The sequence below is a fragment of the Methylorubrum rhodesianum genome (assembly GCF_014199985.1).
In the GTDB taxonomy this organism is placed as follows: domain Bacteria; phylum Pseudomonadota; class Alphaproteobacteria; order Rhizobiales; family Beijerinckiaceae; genus Methylobacterium; species Methylobacterium rhodesianum.
In genome coordinates this window covers 1-24,653 of record NZ_JACHOS010000002.1, presented here as the reverse complement: position 1 = coordinate 24,653, position 24,653 = coordinate 1, and the positions used below count along the sequence as shown (strand labels likewise).

27 protein-coding genes and 1 pseudogene are annotated in these 24,653 nt (G+C 69.7%); 13 read left to right on the top strand and 15 right to left on the bottom strand.

Annotation, left to right across the window (positions count from 1 at the left end; translation table 11 throughout):
- Positions 1-76 precede the first annotated feature (76 nt).
- From HNR01_RS02590 to HNR01_RS02570, 5 genes and pseudogenes are all read left to right on the top strand, one after another.
- Positions 77-508 carry a gamma-glutamylcyclotransferase family protein gene (locus HNR01_RS02590; RefSeq protein ID WP_153873788.1) on the top strand — a complete coding sequence of 144 codons (432 nt, stop codon included), beginning with the start codon at positions 77-79 and terminating at the stop codon, positions 506-508.
- 92 nt (positions 509-600) lie between these two features.
- Positions 601-1,443 (top strand): annotated as a pseudogene (locus HNR01_RS02585) (formate/nitrite transporter family protein).
- Between the two features lie 51 nt (positions 1,444-1,494).
- Complete coding sequence (locus HNR01_RS02580; RefSeq protein ID WP_017486255.1) at positions 1,495-1,779, top strand: acylphosphatase; 285 nt, start codon at positions 1,495-1,497, stop codon at positions 1,777-1,779.
- 101 nt (positions 1,780-1,880) lie between these two features.
- A complete protein-coding gene (locus tag HNR01_RS02575) occupies positions 1,881-2,594 on the top strand; it encodes a DUF599 domain-containing protein (protein WP_017486256.1) in 714 nt (237 codons plus the stop codon).
- Positions 2,584-2,847 (top strand): DUF3253 domain-containing protein, encoded by a 264-nt coding sequence (locus HNR01_RS02570; RefSeq protein WP_017486257.1) that lies wholly within the window; start codon positions 2,584-2,586, stop codon positions 2,845-2,847. Before HNR01_RS02575 ends, HNR01_RS02570 begins: the two co-directional genes overlap by 11 nt.
- 7 nt (positions 2,848-2,854) lie before the next feature.
- Here HNR01_RS02570 and HNR01_RS02565 read toward each other — a convergent pair whose 3' ends face one another.
- The 4 genes from HNR01_RS02565 to epmA all read right to left on the bottom strand — a co-directional run bounded on the left by HNR01_RS02565 (position 2,855) and on the right by epmA (position 6,466).
- Positions 2,855-3,652 (bottom strand): YdcF family protein, encoded by a 798-nt coding sequence (locus tag HNR01_RS02565; protein ID WP_153873832.1) that lies wholly within the window; start codon positions 3,650-3,652, stop codon positions 2,855-2,857.
- 62 nt (positions 3,653-3,714) lie between these two features.
- Entirely contained in the window at positions 3,715-4,338 is a 624-nt protein-coding gene (locus HNR01_RS02560) for a glutathione S-transferase family protein (RefSeq protein WP_183666452.1), read from the bottom strand.
- Positions 4,335-5,396: a lysine-2,3-aminomutase-like protein gene (locus tag HNR01_RS02555; protein WP_183666450.1), complete on the bottom strand. Its 1,062-nt coding sequence runs from the start codon at positions 5,394-5,396 to the stop codon at positions 4,335-4,337. The genes HNR01_RS02560 and HNR01_RS02555 overlap by 4 nt, the downstream gene beginning before the upstream one ends.
- Before the next feature lie 11 nt (positions 5,397-5,407).
- Positions 5,408-6,466 (bottom strand): EF-P lysine aminoacylase EpmA, encoded by a 1,059-nt coding sequence (epmA, locus tag HNR01_RS02550; protein ID WP_183666448.1) that lies wholly within the window; start codon positions 6,464-6,466, stop codon positions 5,408-5,410.
- A 123-nt stretch (positions 6,467-6,589) separates the two neighbouring features.
- On the opposite strand from epmA, the gene efp reads away from it, so the two are divergent.
- A complete protein-coding gene (gene efp / locus HNR01_RS02545; protein WP_017486261.1) occupies positions 6,590-7,156 on the top strand; it encodes an elongation factor P in 567 nt (188 codons plus the stop codon).
- A gap of 1,013 nt (positions 7,157-8,169) precedes the next feature.
- On the opposite strand, the gene HNR01_RS02540 is transcribed toward efp, so the two are convergent.
- Complete coding sequence (locus tag HNR01_RS02540) at positions 8,170-9,156, bottom strand: heparan-alpha-glucosaminide N-acetyltransferase (RefSeq protein WP_183666446.1); 987 nt, start codon at positions 9,154-9,156, stop codon at positions 8,170-8,172.
- A gap of 411 nt (positions 9,157-9,567) precedes the next feature.
- Between HNR01_RS02540 and HNR01_RS02535 the strand changes: the two genes are divergently transcribed.
- Genes HNR01_RS02535 through HNR01_RS02510 form a run of 6 tightly spaced genes read left to right on the top strand, consistent with a single transcriptional unit; the run spans position 9,568 to position 15,962 of the window.
- Complete coding sequence (locus tag HNR01_RS02535) at positions 9,568-10,137, top strand: cold-shock protein (protein ID WP_085987115.1); 570 nt, start codon at positions 9,568-9,570, stop codon at positions 10,135-10,137.
- Entirely contained in the window at positions 10,134-10,643 is a 510-nt protein-coding gene (locus HNR01_RS02530) for a DUF192 domain-containing protein (protein ID WP_017486264.1), read from the top strand. Before HNR01_RS02535 ends, HNR01_RS02530 begins: the two co-directional genes overlap by 4 nt.
- Before the next feature lie 8 nt (positions 10,644-10,651).
- Entirely contained in the window at positions 10,652-12,418 is a 1,767-nt protein-coding gene (locus tag HNR01_RS02525; RefSeq protein WP_183666445.1) for a magnesium chelatase subunit D, read from the top strand.
- 7 nt (positions 12,419-12,425) lie between these two features.
- A complete protein-coding gene (bchO, locus tag HNR01_RS02520; protein ID WP_375373181.1) occupies positions 12,426-13,337 on the top strand; it encodes an alpha/beta fold hydrolase BchO in 912 nt (303 codons plus the stop codon).
- 44 nt (positions 13,338-13,381) lie between these two features.
- Positions 13,382-14,908: a phytoene desaturase gene (locus tag HNR01_RS02515; protein ID WP_183666443.1), complete on the top strand. Its 1,527-nt coding sequence runs from the start codon at positions 13,382-13,384 to the stop codon at positions 14,906-14,908.
- A complete protein-coding gene (locus HNR01_RS02510) occupies positions 14,889-15,962 on the top strand; it encodes a phytoene/squalene synthase family protein (RefSeq protein WP_183666441.1) in 1,074 nt (357 codons plus the stop codon). The genes HNR01_RS02515 and HNR01_RS02510 overlap by 20 nt, the downstream gene beginning before the upstream one ends.
- An 81-nt stretch (positions 15,963-16,043) precedes the next feature.
- Here the strand turns inward: HNR01_RS02510 and ureG are convergent, their stop codons facing one another.
- From ureG to HNR01_RS02470, 9 genes are all read right to left on the bottom strand, one after another.
- The gene (gene ureG / locus HNR01_RS02505; protein ID WP_017486268.1) at positions 16,044-16,658 is read right to left on the bottom strand and encodes an urease accessory protein UreG; all 615 of its coding nucleotides are present in this window, start codon (positions 16,656-16,658) and stop codon (positions 16,044-16,046) included.
- A 17-nt stretch (positions 16,659-16,675) separates the two neighbouring features.
- On the bottom strand, positions 16,676-17,428 hold the full coding sequence (locus HNR01_RS02500) for an urease accessory protein UreF (protein WP_183666439.1): 753 nt from the start codon (positions 17,426-17,428) through the stop codon (positions 16,676-16,678).
- Complete coding sequence (locus HNR01_RS02495; protein ID WP_183666437.1) at positions 17,343-17,852, bottom strand: urease accessory protein UreE; 510 nt, start codon at positions 17,850-17,852, stop codon at positions 17,343-17,345. Before HNR01_RS02495 ends, HNR01_RS02500 begins: the two co-directional genes overlap by 86 nt.
- 4 nt (positions 17,853-17,856) lie before the next feature.
- Complete coding sequence (locus HNR01_RS27855) at positions 17,857-18,135, bottom strand: DUF29 domain-containing protein (RefSeq protein ID WP_255538517.1); 279 nt, start codon at positions 18,133-18,135, stop codon at positions 17,857-17,859.
- 46 nt (positions 18,136-18,181) lie between these two features.
- A complete protein-coding gene (locus HNR01_RS27850; protein WP_255538497.1) occupies positions 18,182-18,340 on the bottom strand; it encodes a DUF29 family protein in 159 nt (52 codons plus the stop codon).
- A 32-nt stretch (positions 18,341-18,372) separates the two neighbouring features.
- Complete coding sequence (gene ureC / locus HNR01_RS02485) at positions 18,373-20,085, bottom strand: urease subunit alpha (RefSeq protein WP_183666435.1); 1,713 nt, start codon at positions 20,083-20,085, stop codon at positions 18,373-18,375.
- A gap of 73 nt (positions 20,086-20,158) precedes the next feature.
- Positions 20,159-21,052 carry a DUF1003 domain-containing protein gene (locus tag HNR01_RS02480; protein WP_183666433.1) on the bottom strand — a complete coding sequence of 298 codons (894 nt, stop codon included), beginning with the start codon at positions 21,050-21,052 and terminating at the stop codon, positions 20,159-20,161.
- Between the two features lie 224 nt (positions 21,053-21,276).
- Positions 21,277-21,897 (bottom strand): urease subunit gamma, encoded by a 621-nt coding sequence (locus tag HNR01_RS02475; protein WP_183666431.1) that lies wholly within the window; start codon positions 21,895-21,897, stop codon positions 21,277-21,279.
- A 94-nt stretch (positions 21,898-21,991) separates the two neighbouring features.
- Entirely contained in the window at positions 21,992-22,789 is a 798-nt protein-coding gene (locus HNR01_RS02470; RefSeq protein WP_183666429.1) for an urease accessory protein UreD, read from the bottom strand.
- A 330-nt stretch (positions 22,790-23,119) separates the two neighbouring features.
- On the opposite strand from HNR01_RS02470, the gene HNR01_RS02465 reads away from it, so the two are divergent.
- Positions 23,120-23,638 carry a flavin reductase gene (locus HNR01_RS02465; RefSeq protein WP_017486276.1) on the top strand — a complete coding sequence of 173 codons (519 nt, stop codon included), beginning with the start codon at positions 23,120-23,122 and terminating at the stop codon, positions 23,636-23,638.
- A 115-nt stretch (positions 23,639-23,753) separates the two neighbouring features.
- Here HNR01_RS02465 and HNR01_RS02460 read toward each other — a convergent pair whose 3' ends face one another.
- Positions 23,754-24,002 carry a hypothetical protein gene (locus tag HNR01_RS02460; protein WP_183666427.1) on the bottom strand — a complete coding sequence of 83 codons (249 nt, stop codon included), beginning with the start codon at positions 24,000-24,002 and terminating at the stop codon, positions 23,754-23,756.
- Positions 24,003-24,653 lie beyond the last annotated feature (651 nt).

The following is a 24,653-nucleotide window of genomic DNA, read 5'->3' as shown; positions in this document are numbered from 1 at the left end:
TGTCACGCGTGCCCCGCCGGGCGCGAGAAGCACATGCCCGGCGGGCAGGCACGCCGCTCACATCCTGCCGAAAATCATGCCCCTCTATTTCGCCTACGGCGCCAACATGGACGCCGCCGCCATGGCCCAGCGCTGCCCGGCCTCGCGGCTGATCGGGCGCGGGCGGCTGCCGCGGCACCGCTTCATCATCATGCGGGAGGGCTGGGCCTCGGTGGTGCGCGCGCCGGGCGCCACCGTGTGGGGCGTGCTGTGGGAACTGGCACTCTCCGACGTACCGGCCCTCGACCGCTACGAGGGAGTGGCGGGCGGCCTCTACGTGAAGGCCTACCAGCCGATCGTCACCGATGGCGGCACGAAGCGCGCCCTGATCTATCTCGGCCGCAGCCAAGCCGGCGGCCTGCCGCGGCCGGGCTATCTCGAAGCCGTGCTCGCGGCGGGACAGGCGGCGCAATTGCCGGGGCCCTATCTCCAAGAGATCCGCGGCTGGCAGCGCCGGGCTCCGGCCTGACCCGCGCAACGCGCACGGCTCGCCGTGCCGGCTGGCACTGAACCTGCCTCATCGACCGCAGACCAGAGAGTCGGAGAATCGGGTAGGTCTTGATGGATTTCGTGAAACCGGCCGAGATGGCCAAGGCGATGAGTGATTCCGGCGTCGCGCGCGCCGAACTGTCGGTCCGCGACATGCTCGTGCGCGGCATGATGGCGGGCGCGATCCTCGGCATCGCCACCAGCCTCGCCATCACCGGCGCCGTCCAGACCGGCGTGCCCTTCGCGGGCGCGATCATCTTCCCCGTCGGCTTCGTGATGATCGTCTGCCTGGGGCTCGAACTCTGCACCGGCAATTTCGGCATCCTGGGCCTCTCCTTCATGGAGGGCCGCGTCGGCTTCGCGCCGATGATGCGCAACTTCGGCTGGAGCTTCCTCGGCAACCTGATCGGCAGCCTGCTCTACGCGGTGCTGCTGGTGATCGCGCTGACGAATTTCTGGCACACCGGCGCCGAGGCGAACCCGGTGGCGAGGAAGATCCTCGACATCGCGCAGGCCAAGACGCTGACCTACGAGGAACTCGGCACGGCGGGCATGATCACCTGCTTCGTCAAAGCGATGCTGTGCAACTGGATGGTCTGCCTCGGCGTGACCATGTCGATGATGTCGACCTCGACCTTCGGCAAGATCCTCGGCGCGTAGCTGCCGGTGTTCCTGTTCTTCGCGCAGGGCTTCGAGCACGCGGTGGTGAACATGTTCGTGATCCCGGCGGGCATGATGCTCGGAGCCCCGGTGTCGTTCGAGCAGTGGTGGGCCTGGAACCAGATCCCGGTCACCCTCGGAAACTTCGTCGGCGGCGTGCTCTTCATCTCGCTGGCATGGTATCTCACCTATCGTCCGCAGGCGGCGCGCCGCACCGAGGCCGCGCCGACCTCTGCCGCCATGGTCACGCGCTAGCCGGAAGCGATCGGGCTCCCGGCCCTGACAGGAGCCGGGAGCCCCACCACGTTGAGCACCGACAGCAAGACCATCCGCGCCGTGATCCGCGGGCGCGTGCAGGGCGTATCCTACCGGGCCTGGACCAAGAAGCAGGCCGAAAAGCACGGCGTCGCGGGATGGGTCCGCAACCGGCCCGACCGCACCGTCGAGGCCTTGTTCACCGGTTCGCCCGAGGCGGTCGAGGCGCTGCTGACCGCGTGCCGGCGCGGCCCGTTCGCGGCGCGCGTCGACGGCATCGAAGTCAGCGAAGAGGCCGAGCCCGCCGCGCTCGCGGGTTTCGAGATCCGCGCGTAGATACGGCGAGGGCTTGCCGGCCGCGCCTCCGGCCTGTAGCGGCCGGGGCAGCACCCCGAGCCGGACCGGCAAGACCGCATCGCGATGACGACGCCCTGACCATGTGGGATCTCCACGCCTTCTCACCGCTCGACTTCGCGGCGCTCGTCTTCTTCGTCGCGGCCTGGGTCGGCTACGCCTTTGCCGTGCAGCGGCGCCGGGGCGACCGCCTCAGCCTGACCCAGATCATGAACCGGCAACGGCGGAACTGGGCGATCCAGATGATCGGCCGCGACAACCGCGTTGTGGACACCACCATCAACGCCTCGCTGCAGAACGGCACCGCCTTCTTCGCCTCGACCTCGCTGATCGCGCTCGGCTCGGTGCTGACGCTGTCGCGCTCGGGCGACGACGTGCTGAACCTGTTCTCGACGCTGCCGTTCGGCGCCGAGACCACCCGACAGACCTGGGAGATCAAGATCGCCGGCCTCGCGGTCGTGTTCGTCTACGCCTTCTTCAAGTTCGCCTGGGCCTACCGACTGTTCAACTACGGCGCGATCCTGATCGGCGCGGTGCCGCCCAAGGGGTCGGGCGCCTCCGAGGAGATGATGCGCCGTGCCGCTGAGCGGGCCGGCGCCATGAACGTCGCGGCGGGCTCGCATTTCGCCAAGGGACAGCGTGCCTTCCTGTTCGCGCTGGCCTATCTCGGCTGGTTCGTGAGCGCACCGGTGCTGATGCTCGCCACCGCGAGCGTGGTCTGGGTAATGTGGCGGCGCCAGTTCGCCTCGCCGATCCGCGCCGCGCTCCTCGCCGAGGAAGACAGCCATGGCCGATGAAGCCGCGATCGAAGAGACGATGCTGCGCCTCGTGACGGAGCGTGGCACGGACAAAACCTGCTGCCCGTCCGAGGTCGCCCGCGCGCTGGGCGGCCCGCATCCGGACGGCTGGGGCCCGCTGATGCAGCCGGTGCGCCGCGTCGCCGTGCGGCTGACCAAGGAGGGTCGGGTGCAGATCCTTCGAAAGGGCAAGCCCGTCGCCGATCCGGACGATTTTCGCGGGATCTATCGCTTGAGCCTGCCGCGGACCTGAGGACGGGTCACGGGGCCGGCATCACCTCGTCGGTATAGCCGGCGAATCGGTAGGCGATCATCCCGATCCACTCCTTCACGCCGATGTCGAGCTCCCCCAGGCCGGTCGAGGCGAAGCTGTTGAGGCGGTACGCGTCACGCGGCCAGTTGGTGCGATAGTCCACCGGATAGGCGGTGACGTCGAAGCCGGCCTTGCGGAAGCAGCCGACCGAGCGCGGCATGTGCCAGGCCGAGGTGACGAGCAGCCAGCGCTCATCGGGCTTCGGCTGCACCATCCGCGCGGAGAACAGCGCGTTCTCGCGCGTGTTGCGCGATTGCTGCTCCAGGATCAGGCGGTTGCGCGGCACGCCGAGCGTGTCGGCGAACCGGCTGACGATCTCGGCCTCTGACACCGCATCGTCCCGCATGCTGCCGGACCCGCCGGAAAAGACGAGGCGCGCCTGCGGATAGCGGCGGGCGAGGTCGGCCAGGGCGATCTCCCGCTCGCCCGCCTCGTTGACGGTGATCTGGTCGCGGCCGATCGAGGTATCGGCCTCGACCGCGCCGCCGAGCACGACGATGCCGGCGACCGGTCGCTCGTCTTCGGTGAAGGCCGGAAACCGGTTCTCCAGGGGCGCGAGGATCCAGGCCGGGAGCGGCGAGAGCCCCGCGACGAGGAGGCCGAGGAAGCCGGCGACCGTGAGCACCCGCCCGATGCCGCGGCCGAATTCCGTGAAGAGCAGCAGGCAGCCGAGGAGGCCGAGCAGGATCAGGAAGTTCGACGGCGTGAGGACGAAGAAGATCAGCTTCGAGAGCGGGAAGAACATCGTCTTCTTTTGTCCGGAATGGGGCACGGCGTCCGTCACGGGCAGACCTCCGCCGCGGTGCGTCAGGTGAGCGGCAGCGACAGAACCGCCGAGGAAGCGGGACGTTGCGCGAGCACCCCCAGCCAGCGGTGGATGTTGGGCCGTTCCTCCCGCTCCAGCGGCAGCTGGAACCAGCGATGCGCCGCCAGCCCGACGGCAATGTCGGCGATGGAGAAGCGCTCCCCCGCGACGTACGATGTGTCGGCGAGATGCCGGTCGAGCAGCGCGGCGCAGCGCTCGGAATTCGCCCGCGACGCCTCGATCACGCCGGGATCGCGCTTCTCGGGCGCGACGCGAACGAGTTGAAGGAAGGCGTCGCGCATCGCCGGGGTGAAAGCGGTGGCCTGCCAGTCGAGCCACTGGTCGATCAGCGCGCGGGCGCGCGGCGCCTCCGGCAAGGCGAGCGGCCCGCCATGGTGTTGGGCGAGGTAGCGCAGGATCGCGTTCGACTCCCACAGGACGAAGCCGTCCTCCTCCAGCGTCGGCACGAGGCCGTTCGGATTCATCGCGCGGTAGGCGGCATCGCCGACGATGCCGTGAGCACCGCCCGCCTCGATAGCCTTGTAGGGCAGGCCCAGCTCGTCGAGTGCCCAGAGCGCCTTCTGAACGTTTCCGGAACTCGACCGTCCCCAAAGCTTCAACGTCATCCGTGGTCCTCGTCGGTGTTCTCAGGGGGATAGGCGTGCACGGCGCCGCTCGGATCGGTCACCTGCCACGCGCCGTCCGATTCCTCCAGATAGCCCGGCCCTACCGGCACCTTGCCGTGGCCACCGGGGATGTCGAGCACGTAGAGTGGCTGGGCGAGCCCGGAGAGGCGCCCGCGCAGTTGCCGCATGAGTGCCTGCCCCTGTGGCAGATCGGTGCGCAGATGGCCCGTGCCCGGCGCGAGGTCGCCGTGGTGGAGATAGTAGGGCTTGATGCGGTTCTCGACGAAGCGCCGCATCAGCGTCTCGAGGGTTGCCGCATCGTCGTTGACGCCGCGCAGGAGGACGCTCTGGCTCACCATCGGGATGCCGGCATCGACCAGCTGGGCGATGGCCGCGCGCGCGGCCGGCGTGAACTCGCGCGGATGGTTGGCGTGGAGCGCCACGAACACCGCGCCGGAGAATTGTCTGAGAGCGGTGACCAGGGCGGCGTCTACGCGGGCCGGCTCCACCACCGGCACGCGGGTGTGGAAGCGCAGCACCCGCACATGCGGGATCGCCCCGAGCGCCGCCGCGATGTCCCCGAGGCGCCGGGGCGAGAGGGCGAAGGGATCGCCCCCCGTCACCACCACCTCCCAGATCTCCGGATGCTCGGCGATGTAGCGGTAGGCGCCCGCCAGGTCCGCCTCGCTCAGCGAGCCGTGGCCGGCGGGCCCGACCCTCTCGCGGCGGAAGCAGAACCGGCAATAGACCGGGCAGATATGGAGCGGCTTCAGGAGCACCCGGTCCGGATAGCGGTGAACGATGCCGGGCACCGGCGCATGCGCGTCGTCGCCGATCGGGTCGGCGCGCTCCTCCGCCCGTGTCTCGATCTCTTCGGCCCGTGGCACGAACTGCCGGGCTATCGGGTCGTCGGGGTCGCCCCGGTCGATCAGCTCGGCCATGTCGGCCGTGACCGAGACCGCGTAGCGTGCGGCGACGCGCTCCAGGGCGGGGAGATCGGCCGCCTCTGCGAGTCCGGCATCGGCCAACGCCGTCGCGCTCTTCAGGGCGAGGCTCACCGCACCCGTCCTCACCGCGTCCTGCCCCGGGCGACCGGCGTCCAGATCACGTCGTCGATGCGGGGCGCACCGGTCGCCAGCATCACCAGACGGTCGACGCCGAGCGCGATGCCGCTGGCCTCGGGCATCACGGCGAGCGCCTCCAGGAACTCCTCGTCGATGGGGTAGCGCTCGCCGTAGATGCGGGCCTTCTCGACCATCTCCGCCTCGAAGCGGCGGCGCTGCTCGGCGGGGTCGGTGAGTTCGCCGAAGGCGTTGGCGAGTTCAACGCCGCAGGCGTAGAGCTCGAACCGCTCGGCGACGCGCGGGTCGCGCGGACTCGGCCGGGCGAGCGCCGCCTCGCTCACCGGATACTCGCACAGGATGGTCGGGCGCCCCTGACCGAGATGCGGCTCGATCAATCCGACGAGGACGCGGCTGAACAGGTCCGCCCAGGTGTCGTCCGGCGCCACCCGCAGGCCGCGGGTCATCACAGCGTCGGCGAGCCGGTCGCGATCGGTGCCGCCGTCGGGCGCGATGGTGGCGAGAAGGTCGATGGCGGCGTAGCGGTGGAACGCCTCGGCCAGGGTCAGCCGCTCGGCCGGCACGAACGGATCGGCCTCGCGCCCGCGGAAGGTCAGGCGCCTGGCGCCCGCGGTCTCGGCGGCGAGCGCCAGCAGCGCAGCGGCGTCCGCCATCAGCGCCTCGTAGGCCTCGCCCGCCCGGTACCATTCGAGCATCGTGAATTCGGGATGGTGCAGCGCGCCGCGCTCGCGATTGCGGAAGACGTGGGCGAGGCTGAACGGGCGCGACTCGCCCGCCGCGAGCAGCTTCTTGCAGGCAAATTCCGGCGAGGTGTGGAGATAGAGCGGCTCGCGGCCGCCATCGGGCAGGATGGCTTCCGTGGCGAAGGCGGAGAGATGTGCCTCGTTGCCCGGCGAGACCTGGAGCGCGGCGGCCTCCACCTCCACGAAGTCGCGGGCGGCGAACCACGCACGTATCCCCGCGAGGATGCGGTTGCGGGTGAGCAGCAGCGGCCGGCGATCCGCATGGAGGCCGGGATGCCACCAGGGCGAAGACTCGTGGGTCACGCGAAAACAGCCTCCGGCTGGCAACCGAGCAGCGGATAGGGTAGGGCCTCGCGGATGATTCCGCTCACCCGGCCGAGACGCCGGTGAAGAGCCGCCGTTCTCGTCAAGCCAAGGTCCACGCTCGTGAAAGTGATTGCCAGTACCCTTCGCAAGGGCAACGTCGTCGAAAAGGACGGCAAGCTCTACGTCATCCTGACGGCTGAGAACATCCACCCCGGCAAGGGTACGCCGGTGACGCAGCTCGACATGCGCCGCATCACCGACGGTGTGAAGATCTCCGAGCGCTACCGCACCACCGAGCAGGTCGAGCGGGCCTTCGTCGAGGACCGCGACCACACCTTCCTGTACCAGGACGGTGAGGGGTATCACTTCATGAACCCCGAGAACTACGAGCAGCTCGCCGTTCCCGCGGACGTGGTCGGCGATGCCGCCCCCTACCTGCAGGAGGGCATGGTGGTGACGCTCTCGACCCACAACGGCGTGCCGCTGACCATCGAGCTGCCGCAGCGCGTGACGCTCGAGATCGTCGAGACCGAGCCGGTGACCAAGGGCCAGACCGCCTCCTCGTCCTACAAGCCGGCGATCCTGTCGAACGGCGTCAAGACCAGCGTCCCGCCGCACATCACCACCGGCACCCGCGTCGTCATCATGACCGCCGACGGCTCCTACGTCGAGCGCGCGAAGGACTGAGGCCACCCCTCGATCCCGACACGGGTGACAGGACAGACGGCGCGCTCCGCGAGAGGTCTCCTCGACCTTACACGTTCAGCGCGCCGTTCGCCGCGGACAGGCCGCCGACAGATGCGGCGGACGCCGGTCTCAGATTGTCCGGTCTACGGTCTGTCGCCTCAGTAACAGGCCTGAGGAGCCAGGAAGAACGACTGGCTGGACGGGCAGACCGTGTCGTAGAGCGACCGCTGCCGGCATCTCAATCGATCGCGCGTACAGGTGTTGCAGTCGTTGGTGCAATACCGTGCCGGCGGGGGCGGCGTCGCGGGACCGCTTGAGCCGCCCGGCGCGGCCGGTGGAGGCACCGTGCCGCTGTAGCAGCAGAAGCGCCGAGAGCCGGTGGTGCAGCTTTCCCGTCGCCCCGAGTAGGTCCAGCCACTTGGACACTGGCCGTTGCAGAACGGCCGCGTTCCGAACCAGCGGCACGTCTGCGGTACGGGGCCGGGAATCGGCGCGCTGGCGACCTCTCGACAGCAGTAGCGGCGTGACCCCGTCGTGCAGCTCTCCCGCTTTCCGGTGTAGTTCCATCCACTGGGGCATTTCCCGTCGCAGAATGGTTTCGTGCCGAACCATTTGCACTCTTGAAGTGCTGTCGATGGGCTGTTGGCTGCGATCAGCATGACCATCGAGAGGAAGACGGTCTGGAACATCCTGGGAATAAGCGACATGGCCACCCCCTGCTGCCGACAGCATTGAAGGAGCGCGGACAGCACTCCACGAGAGGATCGGCGCCGAGGCGCCGGCGGGGCTTCAAATCTTTGAATGCGGCGATCACGACAATCCATCGGAATCGCTGACCAATGATGATCGATGCAGTGACCGAGTCAATACTTTTCAAAAGATATGATACTCAATGTCTCGCTGTCGTGTTTGATCCGAGACAAATTCCTGAAGCTTCATCGGATGACGGCTCCGGCGGAGCGTCGGCGGTCTTCGAGCTGCGCCGGCCGCGGCTTACGGAGACGCCTTGAGCTTCACGGCGGGGGCGCGGTGCCTTCAGCGGCCTCGTAGCATCGTTGCGAGAGACCCTGCGCCCTGGCCCGTTCCTCCGCGGAATAGGGCTTGCCGGAGCCCCAGAGCCCCTCCTGCCGCAGGGCATCGGCCGTGCACCGGGCAGCGATCCGGCAGGCACCCGCCTCGCCGCCCGTGCGGGCGCAGTGCGCCACGTAGTCCTTGCGGAAGCTCGCGAGCCCCGCCTTCGGGTGCGGCCCGGTCAGCGTCACGAGGCCGGTGAAGAGGGCGAGCAGCACCGGCTGGTGAATGAGATAGACGGCGAGGCTGTGCCGCCCGGCGAAGGCCGCCCCTCGCGCGAGGGCATGACGGGCTCGCCAGCGGGCGAGAGCTGAGCCGGACAAGGCAGGCCGGAGCAGCCGGGCGAGCGCGATCCCGGCGAGCACCATCCCGAACCAGGGGAACAGCGGCACCCAGTCATTGCTGTCCGGGAGACCGCGGCCGAGGCCGAGAAAATAGAATTCAGGCGCGTCGAGCAGGGGATGGACGACAACCCGCGGCGCGAGCAGCACGGCGAGGGCGCCGAGCGCCGCGATCCAGGCCGGCAGGAACACGAACGGCAGTCCGAGCACACTCGAAACGGCGATGCAGTGCAGGATGCCGAAGAAGATGTAGCTCTGCGGAAAGGCGATCCGCGTCGCCGCCGTGATCAGCAGCGCCGCGCCGCCGATGCGGGCGATGCGCAGGGCAAAGGACCGCCAGCGCACGCCGTCGCCATTGGCGAGCACCAAGCCGGCCCCCACGAGCAGCAGGAACGAGCCGGCAATACCGTGGGCCGCCAGCCGCCCCATCGGCGTCAGCGCGTAGTTGAGGGGGGTGAGCTGCAGGAAGCCGAGATCCCACAGCGCGTGGTAGGCCGCCATGGCCGCGAGCGCCGCGCCGCGGGCGAGGTCGACGGCATCGATCCGCCGGCTCGGACGGGGCGGCGTGGACGGGGAGGGGGCGGTCATGGCCGCGGCCTATCACCGTTGCCCGGTCCAGGCGAAGGACGGGTCCAGAAGGATGCGCTCGAAAGTCGCTGCCTGCCGCACGGGCAGCCCTGCGGCCGATCGAATCGGCCCGGCAACTGTCCATTCTGCCGCGAACGCCGGGGGAGGCGACACTAACCCATTGTCCGGCCACGCTCTCCCGTTCAGGAACCCGGTCAGAACTGATCAGCCGTATCCGCCGTCGGGCACTCGCCTGTTGCGGCATTGTCGCCATGCACCCGAAAAATGATCATATGCAGTGTCCCGTTGCCGGCCAAACGGGCTTCCCGCGTAATCTGACTTTGTTAACGTAGCTCCGGGATTGCGCCGCGCGATTCGGCACGGGTTGCTTACATGTCGAACGATCACGAACTGAGTTCCGTCGAGCTTCGCATGCCGGATGTGCGGGAGCGCGCGACGGAACGCGAGAGCGAGGACGAGCGTCCGTCCGAACTCGTGGAAATCGCCGGGCGCATCAAGTGGTTCGACGTCTCGAAGGGGTTCGGCTTCATCGTGCCTGACGACGGCTCGGCGGACGTGCTGCTGCACATCACCTGTCTGCGCCGCGACGGCCATCAGGCCGCGAGCGAGGGCGCACGGATCGTGGTCGAGGCGGTTCAGCGCTCCCGCGGCTGGCAGGCCTTCCGCGTGGTGTCCCTGGACCAATCGACCGCGCTCCATCCCTCCGAACTGCCGATGGCGCGCACGCATGAAAGCGTGACGCCGACGAGCGGACTGGAGGTTGCGGTGGTGAAGTGGTTCAACCGTCTGCGCGGCTTCGGTTTCCTCAGCCGCGGTGATGGTACGCCGGACATCTTCGTCCACATGGAGACCCTGCGCCGCTACGGCATCGCCGAGCTGAAACCCGGCGAGCAGGTGCTGGTGCGCTACGGCGACGGCTCGAAGGGTGCTATGGCGGCGGAAGTCCGCCTCGTCGACGGGGCGCTTCCGGCCTCCCATTGACGGTGACCCGCGTGCCCGTGTTCCGATCCGCGTCCAAGCTCCTTCTCGCCGCCGGCCTCGTCGCGCTCGCCGCGGCGACCCAGCCGCTGCCGGTCCAGGCACAGGACGCGGCGCCCGCTGCGCAGGCCGCGACCGAGCCGCTGGCCATCGTCGCCAAGAACGGCCGCCACGCCTTCCAGGTGGAGGTGATGCGCACCGACGCGCAGCGCGCCAAGGGGTTGATGTATCGCCGCTCCATGGCCGCCGACCACGGTATGCTGTTCGATTTCGAGCGGCCGGCGCCGGCCACCATGTGGATGAAGAACACCTACCTGTCGCTCGACATGGTGTTCATCCGCTCCGACGGCTCGATTGCCCGGATCGCCGCCGATACGGAGCCGCTCTCGACCAAGGTGATCTCGTCGGGCGAGCCGGTTCTGGCGGTGCTCGAACTCAATGCCGGAACCGCCGCCAAGCTCGGCATCCGCGCCGGCGACCGGGTCGAGCACCCGATGTTCAAGCGCTGAGTCCCGCGATGACCCCGGAGCAGGAGAATCCGGCCGGGGTCTGGGAGGACGCGCTGCGGGCCGCCGCTCTGTTCGCGGCCGATCCGCACGGTCTCGGCGGGATCGTCCTGCATGCGCGTGCCGGACCGGTGCGCGATCTCTGGCTCGACCATCTTCGCGACCGGCTCGCCGGACCGGTCCGCCGGATGCCGCCCGGTATTGCCGACGACCGGCTGATCGGCGGCCTCGATCTGCCCGCCACCCTGCGCGCCGGCCGTCCGGTGAGCCAGCGCGGGCTTCTGGCCGAGGCTGATGGCGGGGTCGTGCTCGTTCCGATGGCCGAGCGGCTGGAGCGCGGCACCGTCGCCCGGCTCGCAGGAGCCCTCGACACCGGCACGCTGGCGCTGGAGCGCGACGGCCTCACCGCCCGGCACCCGGCCCGGTTCGGCCTCGTGCTGCTCGACGAGGGGCAGGAGGACGAGACCGTCGCCGAGGCCCTCGCCGACCGGCTCGCCTTCCGCCTCGATCTGACCGGGGTGAGCCTGCACGAGGCGAGGGTCGCCACGCCCGCCCCAGGGCAGGGGCGGCCACGCGAGGGGGGACGGACGACGGCGCGGCCGGGGAATCACTCCGCCGACGGCCCGGTTGCCATGCTCTGCGCCGTCGCCGAATCCTTCGGCGTCACCTCACTACGGGCGCCGCTCCTCGCCCTGCGGATCGCCCGGCTCGTCGCGCGGGAAGCCGGCCGCGAGGAGCCGGACGAGGCCGACCTCATCGCCGCCGCCCGCCTCGTGCTGGCCCCGCGGGCAACGCGTCTGTCCCCTCCGCCGGTCGACGCGGAGGACGCGGCGGAGCAGCCGCCGGAGCCTCGACCGCCTCAGGACGCGGACCAGGCGCCCGGCGCGGAGGCCGAGCGGGTGGAGGGGGACCCGCGAGAACCTGACGCGATCGTGCTCGATGCGGTTCGGGCTGCGCTCCCGAAGAACCTGCTGGCGCATCTCCTCGCCGGGGGGCCGCCGCTGCGCTCGACGGCGGCCGGGCGGATGGGCATGGCGGCGGCGTCCCCGCTGACGGGCCGCCCGGTCGGCAGCCGTCCCGGCGATCCGCGCCGGGGGCGGCTCGACCTGATCGCGACCCTGCGCGCCGCCGCCCCGTGGCAGCGCCTGCGCCGGGCCGGGCACGCGCCGGGCCGCATCGTCGTCACTCCGGACGATTTCCGGATCCGCCGCCTGCAGCGGCGCAGCGAGACCACGACGATCTTCTGCGTCGATGCCTCCGGCTCGGCGGCGCTGGAACGGCTGGCGGAGGCGAAGGGCGCCGTCGAGTTGCTGCTCGCCGAGGCCTATGTCCGGCGCGACCGGATCGCCCTCGTCGTCTTCCGTGGGACCGGCGCCGAGATCGTTCTGCCGCCGACGCGCTCCCTGGTGCGGGCCAAGCGTGTGCTCGCGGGCCTGCCGGGCGGGGGCGGGACGCCGCTCGCCGCCGGGCTCGATGCCGCCGCGACCCTCGCGCTGGGCGTCCGCCGCGCGGGCGGGAGTCCAGTCATCGTCCTGCTCACCGACGGGCGCGCCAACGTGGCCCGATCCGGCCTCGGCGGTCGGGCGCTCGCCGGCGAGGAGGCCCTGGGCGCCGCCCGGATGCTGCGCGTGCAGGGCTTGCCGACCCTGGTCATCGATACCGGTGCCCGCCCCGACGGGGCGCGTCGTCTCGCCGAGGCGGCGCAGGCGCGCTACTGTCCGCTGCCCCATGCCGATGCCGGCAGCGTCAGCGCGGCGGTGCGTGCCGCCACAGCCTGAGGCTCGAGTGCTCTTGCCCCTCCTCGACGACGACCGGCCGGATTGGGACCGCGACGGGCGCGACTGGCCGCATCGGGCCGCGAGCCGCTTTGTGGACGCGGCGGGCCTGCGCTGGCACCTGCAGGAATTCGGCGCGCCCCAGGCGCCCGGCCTGCTGCTCCTGCACGGTACCGGCGCCGCGACCCATTCCTGGCGAGGGCTGGCGCCGCTTCTGGCGGAACGGGGGTTCCGCGTGGTGGCACCCGATCTGCCGGGCCACGGATTCACCGATCCGCTGCCCGCCCGCCGTCTCTCCCTGCCCGGCATGGCCGAGGCGGTGGGCGACCTCGTCGCCGGGCTCGGCCTGACGCCGCGCCTCGCCATCGGCCACTCGGCCGGCGCCGCGGTGCTCGCGCGGATGTGCCTCGACCGGCGCATCGCCCCCGACTTGCTGGTGGCGATCAACGGCGCGCTCACACCGTTTCCGGGCGTGGCCAGCTTCCTGTTCCCCGGCATCGCCCGGATGCTGTTCCTGAACCCGGTGACACCGAAGTTCTTCGCCTGGAGCGCCGACCGGGCCGCGGTGCGCCGGCTCATCGACGGCACCGGCTCGCGGCTCGAACCGCAGGGGCTCGATCTCTACCGGCGGCTGTTCACCCGCGCCGGCCACGTCTCGGGTGCGCTCGGCATGATGGCGAACTGGGATCTGCCCGCCCTCGCCCGCGACCTGCCACGGCTCGAGACCCGCACGCTGCTGATCGTCGGCAGCGACGACAAGGCGATCAAGCCGGACGATGCCTTCGCCCTGCGTGAACGCCTGCCGAAGGCCCGCGTCGAGCTGCTGCGCGGGCTCGGCCATCTCGCCCACGAAGAGGCCCCGGAGCGGGTCGCCGAGATCATTCTCACCGACGCCCGAATCTCTGAGACGTCTCCGACGTGAGACGCCTCTTGCGTTGAGAAAATTACAGGCCATAGTGTCAATGCATGTTGACACTTACCGTCAAACTGAGCGACGCGACCGGCCCCGATGCCCGGCCACACGCGGTCGTGATCGGCTCCGGCTTCGGCGGATTGGCGGCGGCGATCCGGCTCGGGGCGCGCGGCTATCGCGTGACCGTGCTCGAGCGGCTCGATCAGCCCGGCGGCCGTGCCCGCGTCCACCGGCAGGACGGCTACACCTTCGATGCCGGGCCGACGATCGTCACCGCGCCGTTCCTGTTCGAGGAGCTGTGGCGCCTCTGCGGGCGTGAGATGCAGGAGGACGTCGCTCTCGTGCCGATGCAGCCGTTCTATCGCATCCGGTTCGAGGACGGCCAAAGCTTCGCCTATAGCGGCGATCGCGCGGCGATGCGGGCCGAGGTCGCCCGGTTCTCACCCGAGGACGTGGCCGGCTACGAGCGCTTCATGGCCCATAGCGAGGCCGTCTGCCGGGTCGGCTTCGAGCAACTCGGCCACGTCCCGTTCGGTAGCCTCGGCACGATGCTGCGGATCGCCCCCGATCTGCTGCGCCTGTCGGGCCACCGCAGCGTCTACGACGTGGTCACCCGTTTCATCCGCGACGAGCGGCTGCGCACGATCTTCAGCTTCCATCCGCTACTCATCGGCGGAAACCCCTTCCGAGCCAGCGGCATCTACTGCCTGATCGCCCATCTCGAGCGGCAATGGGGCGTCCACTTCGCCATGGGCGGCACCGGGCGGCTGGTGGACGGCCTCGCCGGACTGATCCGCGGGCAGGGCGGGACGATCCGCTGCGGGGCGGAGGCGGCGCGCATTCGCGTCGAGGGCGGGGCGGCGACCGGCGTCGTGCTGGCGAATGGCGAGAACCTCCCCGCCGACATCGTCGTCTCGAATGCCGATTCCGCCTTCACCTACGGCACGCTGCTGGGCGGCAGGACCCGGCGCTGGAGCGCGCGGCGGCTCGCGCGTGCCTCGTCCTCCATGGGGCTGTTCGTCTGGTATTTCGGCACCCGGAAGAAGTATCCGGAGGTCGATCACCATATGATCCTGATGGGGCCGCGCTACCGCGGCCTGCTGCAGGACATCTTCGACCGCAAGCACTTGGCGGACGACTTCAGCCTCTACCTCCATCGCCCGACCGCGACCGACCCGCTGCTCGCCCCTCCGGACTGCGACGCCTTCTACGTGCTCGCCCCGGTGCCCAACCTCGCCGGCGGCCAGGATTGGAGCCAGCTCGCCGAGCCCTACCGCCAGCGGATCGCCCGCTTCCTCGAAAGCTCGGTGCTGCCGGGGCTCTCCGACGCCCTCGTCACCTCGCGGGTGACGACGCCGCAGGATTTCTCCGAAGACTTCCTGAGCTTCCGCGGCTCGGGTTTCGGGCTCGAGCCGGTGCTGACGCAATCGGCCTGGTTCCGTCCGCACAACCGCTCGGAGGACGTGGCGAACCTCTTCCTCGTCGGCGCGGGGACGCATCCCGGCGCCGGGTTGCCGGGCGTGCTCTCCTCGGCCCGTGTCCTCGATAGCGTGGTGCCGGATGCCCGTGTTCGTGCCTGACCCCTCCACCGTCTGCACCTCGGCCGGTGCCGACGATCTCGCCGCCTGCCGGGCCGCGATCCGCGCCGGCTCGAAGAGCTTCTTCGCGGCTTCGATGCTGCTGCCGCCCAGGGTGCGGAGCTCCGCCTACGGTCTCTACGCCTTCTGCCGCCTGTCCGACGACGCGGTGGACGAGACGGGCGGCGACCGGGCTGCCGCCCTGGCTCGACTCGATCGGAGGCTCACCGCGGCGCTCGCGGGCCGCCCGGCCAATCACCCGGCCGACCGAGCGCTGGCCGAGGTGCTCGCCCGCCACGCCATTCCCGAGGCGTTGCCGCGGGCGCTGCTCGAAGGCTTCGCCTGGGACATCGAGGGACGGCGCTACGATACCCTGTCGGATCTCGCCGCCTACGCCGCCCGGGTCGCGGGAGCGGTCGGAGCGATGATGACGCTGGTGATGGGCGTGCGGGATGCGGACGCGCTCGCCCGCGCCTGCGACCTCGGCGTGGCGATGCAGTTCACCAACATCGCCCGCGACGTCGGCGAGGATGCGCGGGCCGGGCGCCTCTACCTGCCGCGCGATTGGCTCGACGCGGCCGGCCTCGATGCCGACGCCTTCCTGTCGGAGCCTCGGCTCAGCCCCGGCTTGAAACGGGTCGTGGCCGACCTGCTCACGGCGGCCGATGGACTCTACGCTCGCGCCGAGCCCGGCATCGCCGCGCTTCCCCTGAGCTGCCGACCGGCGATCCGGGCTGCCGGCACGATCTACGCGCAGATCGGACGCGCGGTGGAGGAGAACGGCCTCGATTCGATCACGCGGCGCGCCCGCGTGAGCGGCGCTCACAAAGCCGGGCTTCTCGCGCGCGCGGCCCTGCCCAAACGCCGCGCGTCGGGCCTGTCGGCACCGCCGCTGCCGGAGACCGCCTTTCTCGTGGAGGCGGTGATGCACCATCCGATTCCGGCCGCCCGCCGCCCGCCGCCCTGGTGGGACGTGTCGGGTCAGGTCGTGCGCGTGCTCGACCTGATCGAAGTGTTGGAGGAGCGCGACGCCTTCCGCCGCTCGGCGCCGTCGTGAGGAAGACGGGTGCGGCGTTCCCCTGTCACGGCAGGCGCGGCGAGGGGATGCGTCCACCTGCCGGGCGGTTCCGGACCAACGTCACCCCAGCCCGCCGGCCTCCACGATGAACCGGGCGACCGTGTCCGCCCCGTGCCCCTCGCGCAGCGAGGCGAACACGTAAGGTCGCGCGCCGCGCATCCGCCGCGTGTCGGCCTCCATCACCGAAAGGTCGGCGCCGACGAGGGGCGCGAGGTCGGTCTTGTTGACGATGAGCAGATCCGAGCGGGTGATGCCGGGCCCGCCCTTGCGCGGGATCTTCTCGCCGCCCGCCACGTCGATGACGTAGAGGGTGATGTCGGCCAGTTCCGGCGAAAAGGTCGCGGCGAGGTTGTCGCCGCCGGACTCGATCAGCACGAGGTCGAGCCGGGGGAAACGGCGGCGCATCTCGGCCACCGCCGCGAGGTTGATCGAGGCATCCTCGCGGATCGCCGTGTGCGGGCAGCCGCCGGTCTCGACGCCGAGGATGCGCTCCTCGGGCAATGCCCCGGCCACAGTGAGGATGCGCGCGTCCTCCTTGGTGTAGATGTCGTTGGTGATCGCGCAGATCTCGTACGAATCGCGGAAGCGGCGGCAGAGCTGCTCCATCAGCGCGGTCTTGCCGGAACCGACGGGTCCGCCGATGCCGACGCGCAGGGGTCCGTTCGCGGATGCCATGACGTTCAAGAAAATCCTCAGGAGCGGAAGATGCGGGAATACTGCGTCTCGTGCCGGAAGGAGCCGAGATCGAGTCGAAGGGTGGCGCTGCCGAGCGCGTCGAGATCGCCTGAGTGCAGCGTCCGCGCGAGCGCGGCGACGCGGGGCGTGAGCGCGGCAAGGACCGCCGTGCCGGCACTCTGACCGACCGGCGCCACCCGCAGGGCGGCCGAGACGAGGTTCTGGACGAAGGCGAGTCCGTAGGCCGCGACGGTGGCCTCCCGCGCGACGCCGTGCGCGCCCGCCGCCGCGCCGACGACCACGGGATAGGCCACCTCCGCCGTGAGCCGGTCGGCGAGGACGGTGAGGGCCGGGCAGGGCCAGGCCCGGAGCGTCGCGTCCAGGAAGCTTCGCCCCTGCTGGCTGGTCTCGAGGTGAAGCTCGCGCGAGGGCGCGAGCGCCAGGGCGAGTTCGTTGGTCTCGATGAGGTCCGCTCCGCCGCCTGTTTCCGCGGCGCGGTGGGCGGCGGCGCAGAGAATCATGTCGTTGCGCCCCGCACCGCGCTCCAGCACGTCGCCGAGCCACTCGGCCAGGGTGTCGGCATCCCTCACGTCGCCGCACTCCACCGCCCATTCGAGGCCGTGGGAGTAGGCGAAGGCACCGACCGGATAGGTCGGCGAGAGCCACGCCATCAGCCGCAGGGCGTCAATCATGGGCGTGCGGATGGTGAGCGTGCAGGTGACCGTGATGATCGTGACTGTGATCAGGGCTGTGCCCGTGGCCGCCGGCATAGGCGCCCGCCTCGGGCCGGAACGGCCGCGTCACCGGCTCGGCGCTGCCGCCGAGGCCCCGCACCATCTCGGCGAGCACGTGGTCATGGCCGATCCACACCGCCTCCTCGCCGATCTCGGCGGGGATGTGCCGGTTGCCGATGTGCCAGATCAGCCGCTTGAGGGCGAGCGGGGAGGGCGCACGGATCTCCAGCAGCGCCTCCGGCGCCGCCTCGACCCAGATCAGCCGGCCGTCCTCCAGCGCGAGGGCATCGCCGTCGTCGAGGACGGTCGCCTCGCCGAGATCGAGCAGGAACGCCGTGCCGCCGACGCCGCGCATCGCCATGCGGCGGCGATGGCGGTCGTTCGAATCGAGCACGATGCGGTCGACGATCTCACCGGAGCCGAGACGGTCGCGGCGGAGGACGCGGGTGGCGCGGATCATGGGCTCAGGACTGATCGAGGAGCCCAGGCTCCTTTGGAAAGTAAGTTTGATCGAGCGTCTGCTCGATGGTGAAGGGAGATTCTTCTGGGAACAAGGTGAAGTCGATACCGGTCTCCCTGGCCGCTTCGAGGCGAGCAGAGAGATAGCATTCCGAAAATACTTCGGCCGGATAGTGCTTCAGACTTGGACTCGACTTCAGTATTCGCTCGATGCGTATGCGCTGCTCTCGCAAGGTCGCCTGCCAATTGCTCGTCGTGACGCCAGGGTGAAATTTCCATTTCAGGAGATGCGCCAGCAGAATGTCGAGGCGCCTCTCGATCTCGCGCTTCTCACTGCCCCCCGCTGGCGACCTCGTCGATCAGCTGTCGAAGATCGAGTTCATCGAACCGACCGGCGCGCAGCAGTTCGGCCTGGACCTGAGGCCAGGCGAAAAAATCCCTCTCATAGAGATCGGCCGCCGGAGGCGGCTTCAGCGCAGCCTTGGACATCGCGGCACCTCCTGTCAGCGGCCGATCATAGCTCAGAACAGGAAGTAGCGCTGCGCCATCGGCAGAACCTCGGCCGGCTCACAGACCAGCAATTCGCCGTCGGCGCGCACGTCGTAGGTCTCCGGATCGATCTCGATCACCGGCGTCGCATCGTTGAGGATCATGCTCTTCTTCGAGATGCCGCCGCGCACGTTCTCCACCGCCACCAGTTCCTTGGAAACGCGCAGCTTCTCCCGCACGCCGTCCTCGATCGCCGCCTTGGAGACGAAGGTGAGGGCCGTGGCAAAGGGCGCGCGACCGTAGGCACCGAACATCGGCCGGTAATGCACCGGCTGCGGCGTCGGGATCGAGGCGTTGGGATCCCCCATCGGCGCCGTCGCGATCATCCCGCCCTTGAGCACGAGGTCCGGCTTCACCCCGAAGAAGGCGGGCGTCCACAGCACGAGGTCGGCGAGCTTGCCGGGCTCCACGGAGCCGATGTGCCGCGACACGCCGTGGGCGATGGCCGGGTTGATCGTGTATTTCGCCACGTAGCGCCGGGCGCGCAGGTTGTCGTTGCCGGACGCGTCTCCGGCCAGGGCGCCGCGCTGGCGCTTCATCTTGTCGGCGGTCTGCCAGGTGCGGATCACGACCTCGCCGACCCGGCCCATCGCCTGACTGTCGGAGGACATCATCGAGAGCGCGCCGATATCGTGCAGGATATCCTCGGCCGCGATGGTCTCCTTGCGGATGCGGCTCTCGGCGAAGGCGAGATCTTCGGGAATCGACGGGTCGAGGTGGTGGCACACCATCAGCATGTCGAGATGCTCGTCGATGGTGTTCTTCGTGAACGGGCGGGTCGGGTTCGTCGAGGACGGGAGCACGTTGGCCAGCCCCGCCACCCGCATGATATCCGGCGCGTGCCCCCCGCCCGCGCCCTCGGTGTGGAAGGCGTGGATCGTACGGCCCTTGAAGGCCGCGATGGTGTCCTCCACGAAGCCCGACTCGTTGAGCGTGTCGGTGTGGATCATGACCTGCACGTCGTGGGCATCGGCGACCGTCAGGCAGGTGTCGATCGCGGCGGGCGTCGTTCCCCAATCCTCGTGAAGCTTCATCGCGCAGGCGCCGGCCCGGATCATCTCCTCCAGGGCTCCGGGCACCGAAGCGTTGCCCTTGCCGGCGAAGGCGAGATTCATCGGAAAGGAATCCGCCGCCTCGATCATCCGGGCGATGTGCCACGGACCGGGCGTGCAGGTGGTGGCGAAGGTGCCGTGCGCGGGGCCGGTGCCGCCGCCCAGCATCGTCGTGACGCCCGAGCACAGCGCCTCCTCGATCTGCTGCGGGCAGATGAAGTGGATATGGCTGTCGAAGCCGCCGGCGGTGAGGATCTTACCTTCGCCCGCGATCACCTCGGTGCCGGGCCCGACGACGATGTCGACATTCGCCTGCACGTCCGGATTGCCGGCCTTGCCGAGCTTGAAGATCCGGCCGCGTACGATGCCGACGTCGCATTTCACCACGCCCCAGTGGTCGAGCACGACCGCGTTGGTGATCACCGTATCGACCGCGCCCTCCGCATGGGTCGCCTGCGACTGGCCCATGCCGTCGCGGATCACCTTGCCGCCGCCGAACTTCACCTCCTCGCCGTAGGTCGTGAAGTCGCGCTCGACCTCGATTTCCAGACTGGTATCGGCGAGCCGGATCCGGTCGCCGGTGGTCGGACCGAACATGTCGGCGTAGGCAGCGCGGGACAGACGGGCGGACATGGGCACGCTCGATTTCAGGGTCGCGGGATGGGGCAAGCAGGGTTGATGCCGAGAGGACCGGGCACGGGAGCGCTCAAGCGGCGGAATCGGTCGAAGGCGGTCCGGATGGCGGCGCGGCCACGCTCGCGGCGGCCTCGTGTGTCGCCGGCTTCGCGCGCTTCTTGCGCACGACCTTCTTGACCTTCACGACCGGCTTGCGCGCCACGCGGGTGCGCATCTCCTGAAGCATCTCGAGCTGGATCTGCTGGATCTCCGCGAGCCTCTGCCACTGCTTCGTGACGAGGTGATCCATCTTCTCGTGCAGGTGCCGGATTTCGAGCTCGGCCTTCAGGTTGACGCGGTAATCGTTGTTCGAGCGCAGCCGGTCCTTCTTGTCCTGCCGGCTCTGGCTCATCATGATGATCGGCGCCTGGATCGCCGCGAGACAGGACAGGACGAGGTTGAGCAGGATGAACGGGTAGGGATCGAAGGCCCGCATCTCGCCCATGGTGACATTGACCGCCATCCACGCGGCCAACACCAGTGCGAAGCTGATCAGGAAGGCCCAGGACCCACCGAAGGCGGCGAGCCCGTCCGACACGCGCTCGCCGAAGCTGCGGTGCTCGTCGTAATCCTCCTCGATGTTCTCGGCGATCGTGTCCTGGGCAGCGATGCTTTCGGCCACCTGCCGGTCGAGGTCGGAATACTCGCCGTGCTCCTCCGTCAGCAATTCGGCGACGTAGCGGGTCCGGTACTTGGCCAGTTCCTTGGCGCTGATGAGCGCATCGTCGGCCAAGCCGGGATAGTCGGTCCGGATGTGCTCGGCCAGGGCAGGACGCAGCGTCGCCAGCGGCACGAGGTTGCGCCGGTTCATCTCGACGCCGGTGATCGCGCACAGGGCACGCTTCCGGGTCGGCGCCGGGTGGGATTCCGGATCGAGGGCGATCATCCCCCGGTCGCGCTCGTGCAGCTCGTCGGTTAGGCCCACACTCTGCCCACCCTGTTGCTGAGGAAGCGGTCGTCCAGGCGCCGGGAGGAGCATCGGACCCGATGGCCCCAGGGCGGCGTCTCCGGAACTCCGCTTGACGCGCATCCTTTCGACGAATCCGTCGCGGCTCCGTCGGAACGCGCTCTATCCGAGCGCGGCAGCGGCGTCACGCCCCGGATCGAGCACGATCCGGAGCGCGGCTCCGAGCCGGGCGCGGCCATCGCTCACAGGGGTCCCATGACGTCGCCGCGGAACCCGTAGACCTTCCGGTCTCCGGAGAGAGGCACGAGCGTCACCTCGCGGGTCGATCCGGGTTCGAACCGCACCGCCGTCCCCGGCGCGATGTCGAGACGCTGGCCATGCGCTTTGTCCCGGTCGAAGACGAGGCCCGGATTCACCTCGAAGAAATGGTAGTGCGAGCCGACCTGGATCGGCCGGTCGCCGGTATTGGCCACCTGGATCACGGTCCGCGGCGCACCCTCGTTGAAGACGATCTCGCCGGGGAGGGTGGTGACGGTGCCGGGTACGTCCTCGGAGGGCCTGCCGCGGATCGGATGGTGAACCGTGACGAGCTTGGTACCGTCGGGAAAGGTCGCCTCGACCTGGATGTCGTGGATCATCTCCGGCACGCCCTCCATCACCTGGGAGGTGTCGAGGACCGTGGCGCCCGCCTGCATCAGCTCGGCGACCGAGCGCCCGTCGCGGGCGCCCTCCACGACGAAATCGGTAATGAGGGCGACGGCCTCCGGGTGGTTGAGTTTCACCCCTCGTGCCAGCCGGTTGCGAGCGACCTGGGCGGCCATGGCGATGAGGAGCTTGTCTTTCTCGCGGGGCGTGAGGAGCAAGGCGGGCGTCCTGAGGTGAGAGGCGGCCGGGTGTGACGGTCGGCGCGAGCAAGGATCATGCTGAGACCCGGGTCAAGCGGGTTCGGCCGATGCCTCAGGTCTGCCAGACCCGCGGCATCGGCCGCCCGCGCCATGCGGTCAGGAAGCGGGCGGTGCCCTCGCGCAGCGGCGCCACTACGGGCGCCAGCATTCGCACGGCGAGGTGACCGTTCCAGGAGCTCGCGCCCGCCTCCACCGCTTCGGGCAGCGCGCCGAGCAGCGTCCGGGCTTCGTCGAGTCGCCCCTCAGCGCCGGGTGAGAGGTCGAGGATCGTCGCGATCGCACGGGCGCCGCCGCCGATCGCGGTGCGGGCCATGCGCTCGGTCACCGGCCCGTCGAGGCACAGATTGTCAGCGTAGACGAGGCGACCGGTGCGGCGGATGCGCCAGCGATCCTCGAACAGGGCCTCCTGCAGGCTCTCGTCTCGCGCGCCCCGGCCGAGCACCGCAATCTCGGCAACGAGCAGCGCGGCGTCGCCGGCGAGATCCGCCTCGAACCGGCGCAGGAGCCGGGCGCGGTCGAACAGGATCGTCTCCTGCGGCAGCCAATCGAGGCGTCCCCCCGGGCCGACGTTCACCCGGTTGACGATCTCTGCCTTCGGGCCGTCCGAGCGGTAGACCTTCTCCGCCGCGGTGGTCGTCAGCACGCAGGTCCCACCCGCTTCGATCGCGACCGAGACTTCGAACATGTCGCCGCAGGCGACCCCACCGCCGGTATTGACCAGGACGCCCTCCAGCATCCGCTCGGAGCCTTGTCGGGGAAAGCGCAGGCGCAGGGGACCGCTCTCGGCCAGATCGACGATCCGCGTCGGGGCGTTCGCGGGCGTTCCCGCCGGCGCGGCCCGCAGGCGCACGATGCCGTGCGAGCGCTGTCGGACCGGTGCGGAGCGATGGGGTTCGGCGGCAGGGATGGCTCGGCCTCCGCGGGGTTGGGATCCGCGCTTCATCGGACAGGGGTGCCCCGGTCCGCAAGATGACGGACGTGGTCCGCCCGGTGCCATCCCGCACCGATCTTGGGCAGCGTGCGCCGCGATGCGGTTGCGATCGGCCCCGGATCGCGGCGCCCGCTCTTGACCGGAACGGCCGGAGCGCCCACCGCGTCATGCTCTCGCGAGCGCTCGACCGGGCCTCGCGACGTCCTGCTCAACGATCGGGACCCGATCCGGCCCCGAGAGGCGCACGCTATGACTTCACCCGACCTGGAGGCCGTCCCCGCCTCCGCCTATCGCGAAGCGATGGCGCAACTCGCGAGCGCGGTGCATCTCGTCACGACCGACGGGCCGGGCGGTCGGGCGGGCCTGACCGCCACATCGGTGTGCAGCGTCAGCGACGGCCCGCCCACATTGCTGGTCTGCCTCAATCGGGGCTCCTCCGCCTATCCGGCCTTCCTGCGCAACGGCGTGCTGTGCATCAACACGCTCACGGCGGCGCAGGAGGATCTTGCCGCCGACTTCGCCGGCCGCGTGCCGCGGGCCGAGCGCTTCGAGGGGCGGGAATGGGGCAAGCTGCAAACCGGCGCTCCGGTCCTGCCGGACGCTCTCGTCGCCTTCGATTGCCGCATCGTCGACCACCACACGGTCGGCACCCACGACGTGCTGATCTGTGAGGTCGCGGCGCTCGCCGAAATCCGGGACACCGACGGCCTGCTCTATGCCGGACGCCACTACCGCGTCCTGCCGCGTCGGACCGCCTCGGCCGGCTGACCCCAGGAGCGCCGAAGCGGGATCGAATCGGCTCCAGCAGGCGAACTCTTACGGACGACGCACCGGTCGCGACCGATCCCCCAATGGGTCGGGGGACCGGCCGTCGATCGTGATCTCAGCGCGCGTAATGCCGTGCGCGGGCCGTGTCGGAATTGAAGCTGCTGCGGGAGGCAGACCGCAGCGCGGGATCGTTCGGATCGTAGGGCGGAGGCGCGAAGAAATCGGTCGGACCGCTCGGGCGCCCGATGCTGCCGGTCGTCTCCGGCCGTTGGCTGTCGCCCATCCGACCCCGATCTCCGGCGGAGGCCCCGCCCGCCGAAACGACGAGCGCCAAGAGAGCGAGCGAAAGGATACGTGCGGACATCGTGTGACTCCTGAACGAACAGTTCCGATCCAGGATTTAAGCACGAAGCGGCATCGCTGAGGATGGATTTTGTGCACTCATGCCGTTCAGATCGCCATCTAATGCCTATTAGTTAGACAATGCGATTGGCCGTGTAGGTCCGGCAATCGCAGACGATCAGCAATTCACCCGAAAAATTTCCATTGTTTTCATCGATTTATTCCGTATCTCAGAAAAATTGCTCAGACCTTCGGCATCTGGCACGATCCTTTCCCGGACCGTGCGCACCGGCACGGGACACGCTATCCGCTGGGAATAAGCCGGCGGCGCACTTGCAGGCGTCCTCCGCCGGCTGTTTTCAGGCGCCCGAGGCGGCAGCGGCCTCGTTTGTCCCATGCGGTTTGTGGAAACATTGCCCCCACTTTCCTGCGGCCGAGCCGCATCCGATCGATCGATACGCATGGGAGCGTGATGCTCGCCTTCGCGATCGCCCCTCCACTCGGCACCCGTGCCTTGCGGCAGGCCGACGCGGTCAGCGCCATCCCGGAAGGGATCGACCGATACGGTCCGAGTCACGCGAACAAGTGCCGGGCGATCCGCGAATGGTCCTCGCGCAGGCGGCCGGTCTCGATGCCGACGGGCTGTCCGTCGATCACCCGCCACGTGCCCGCG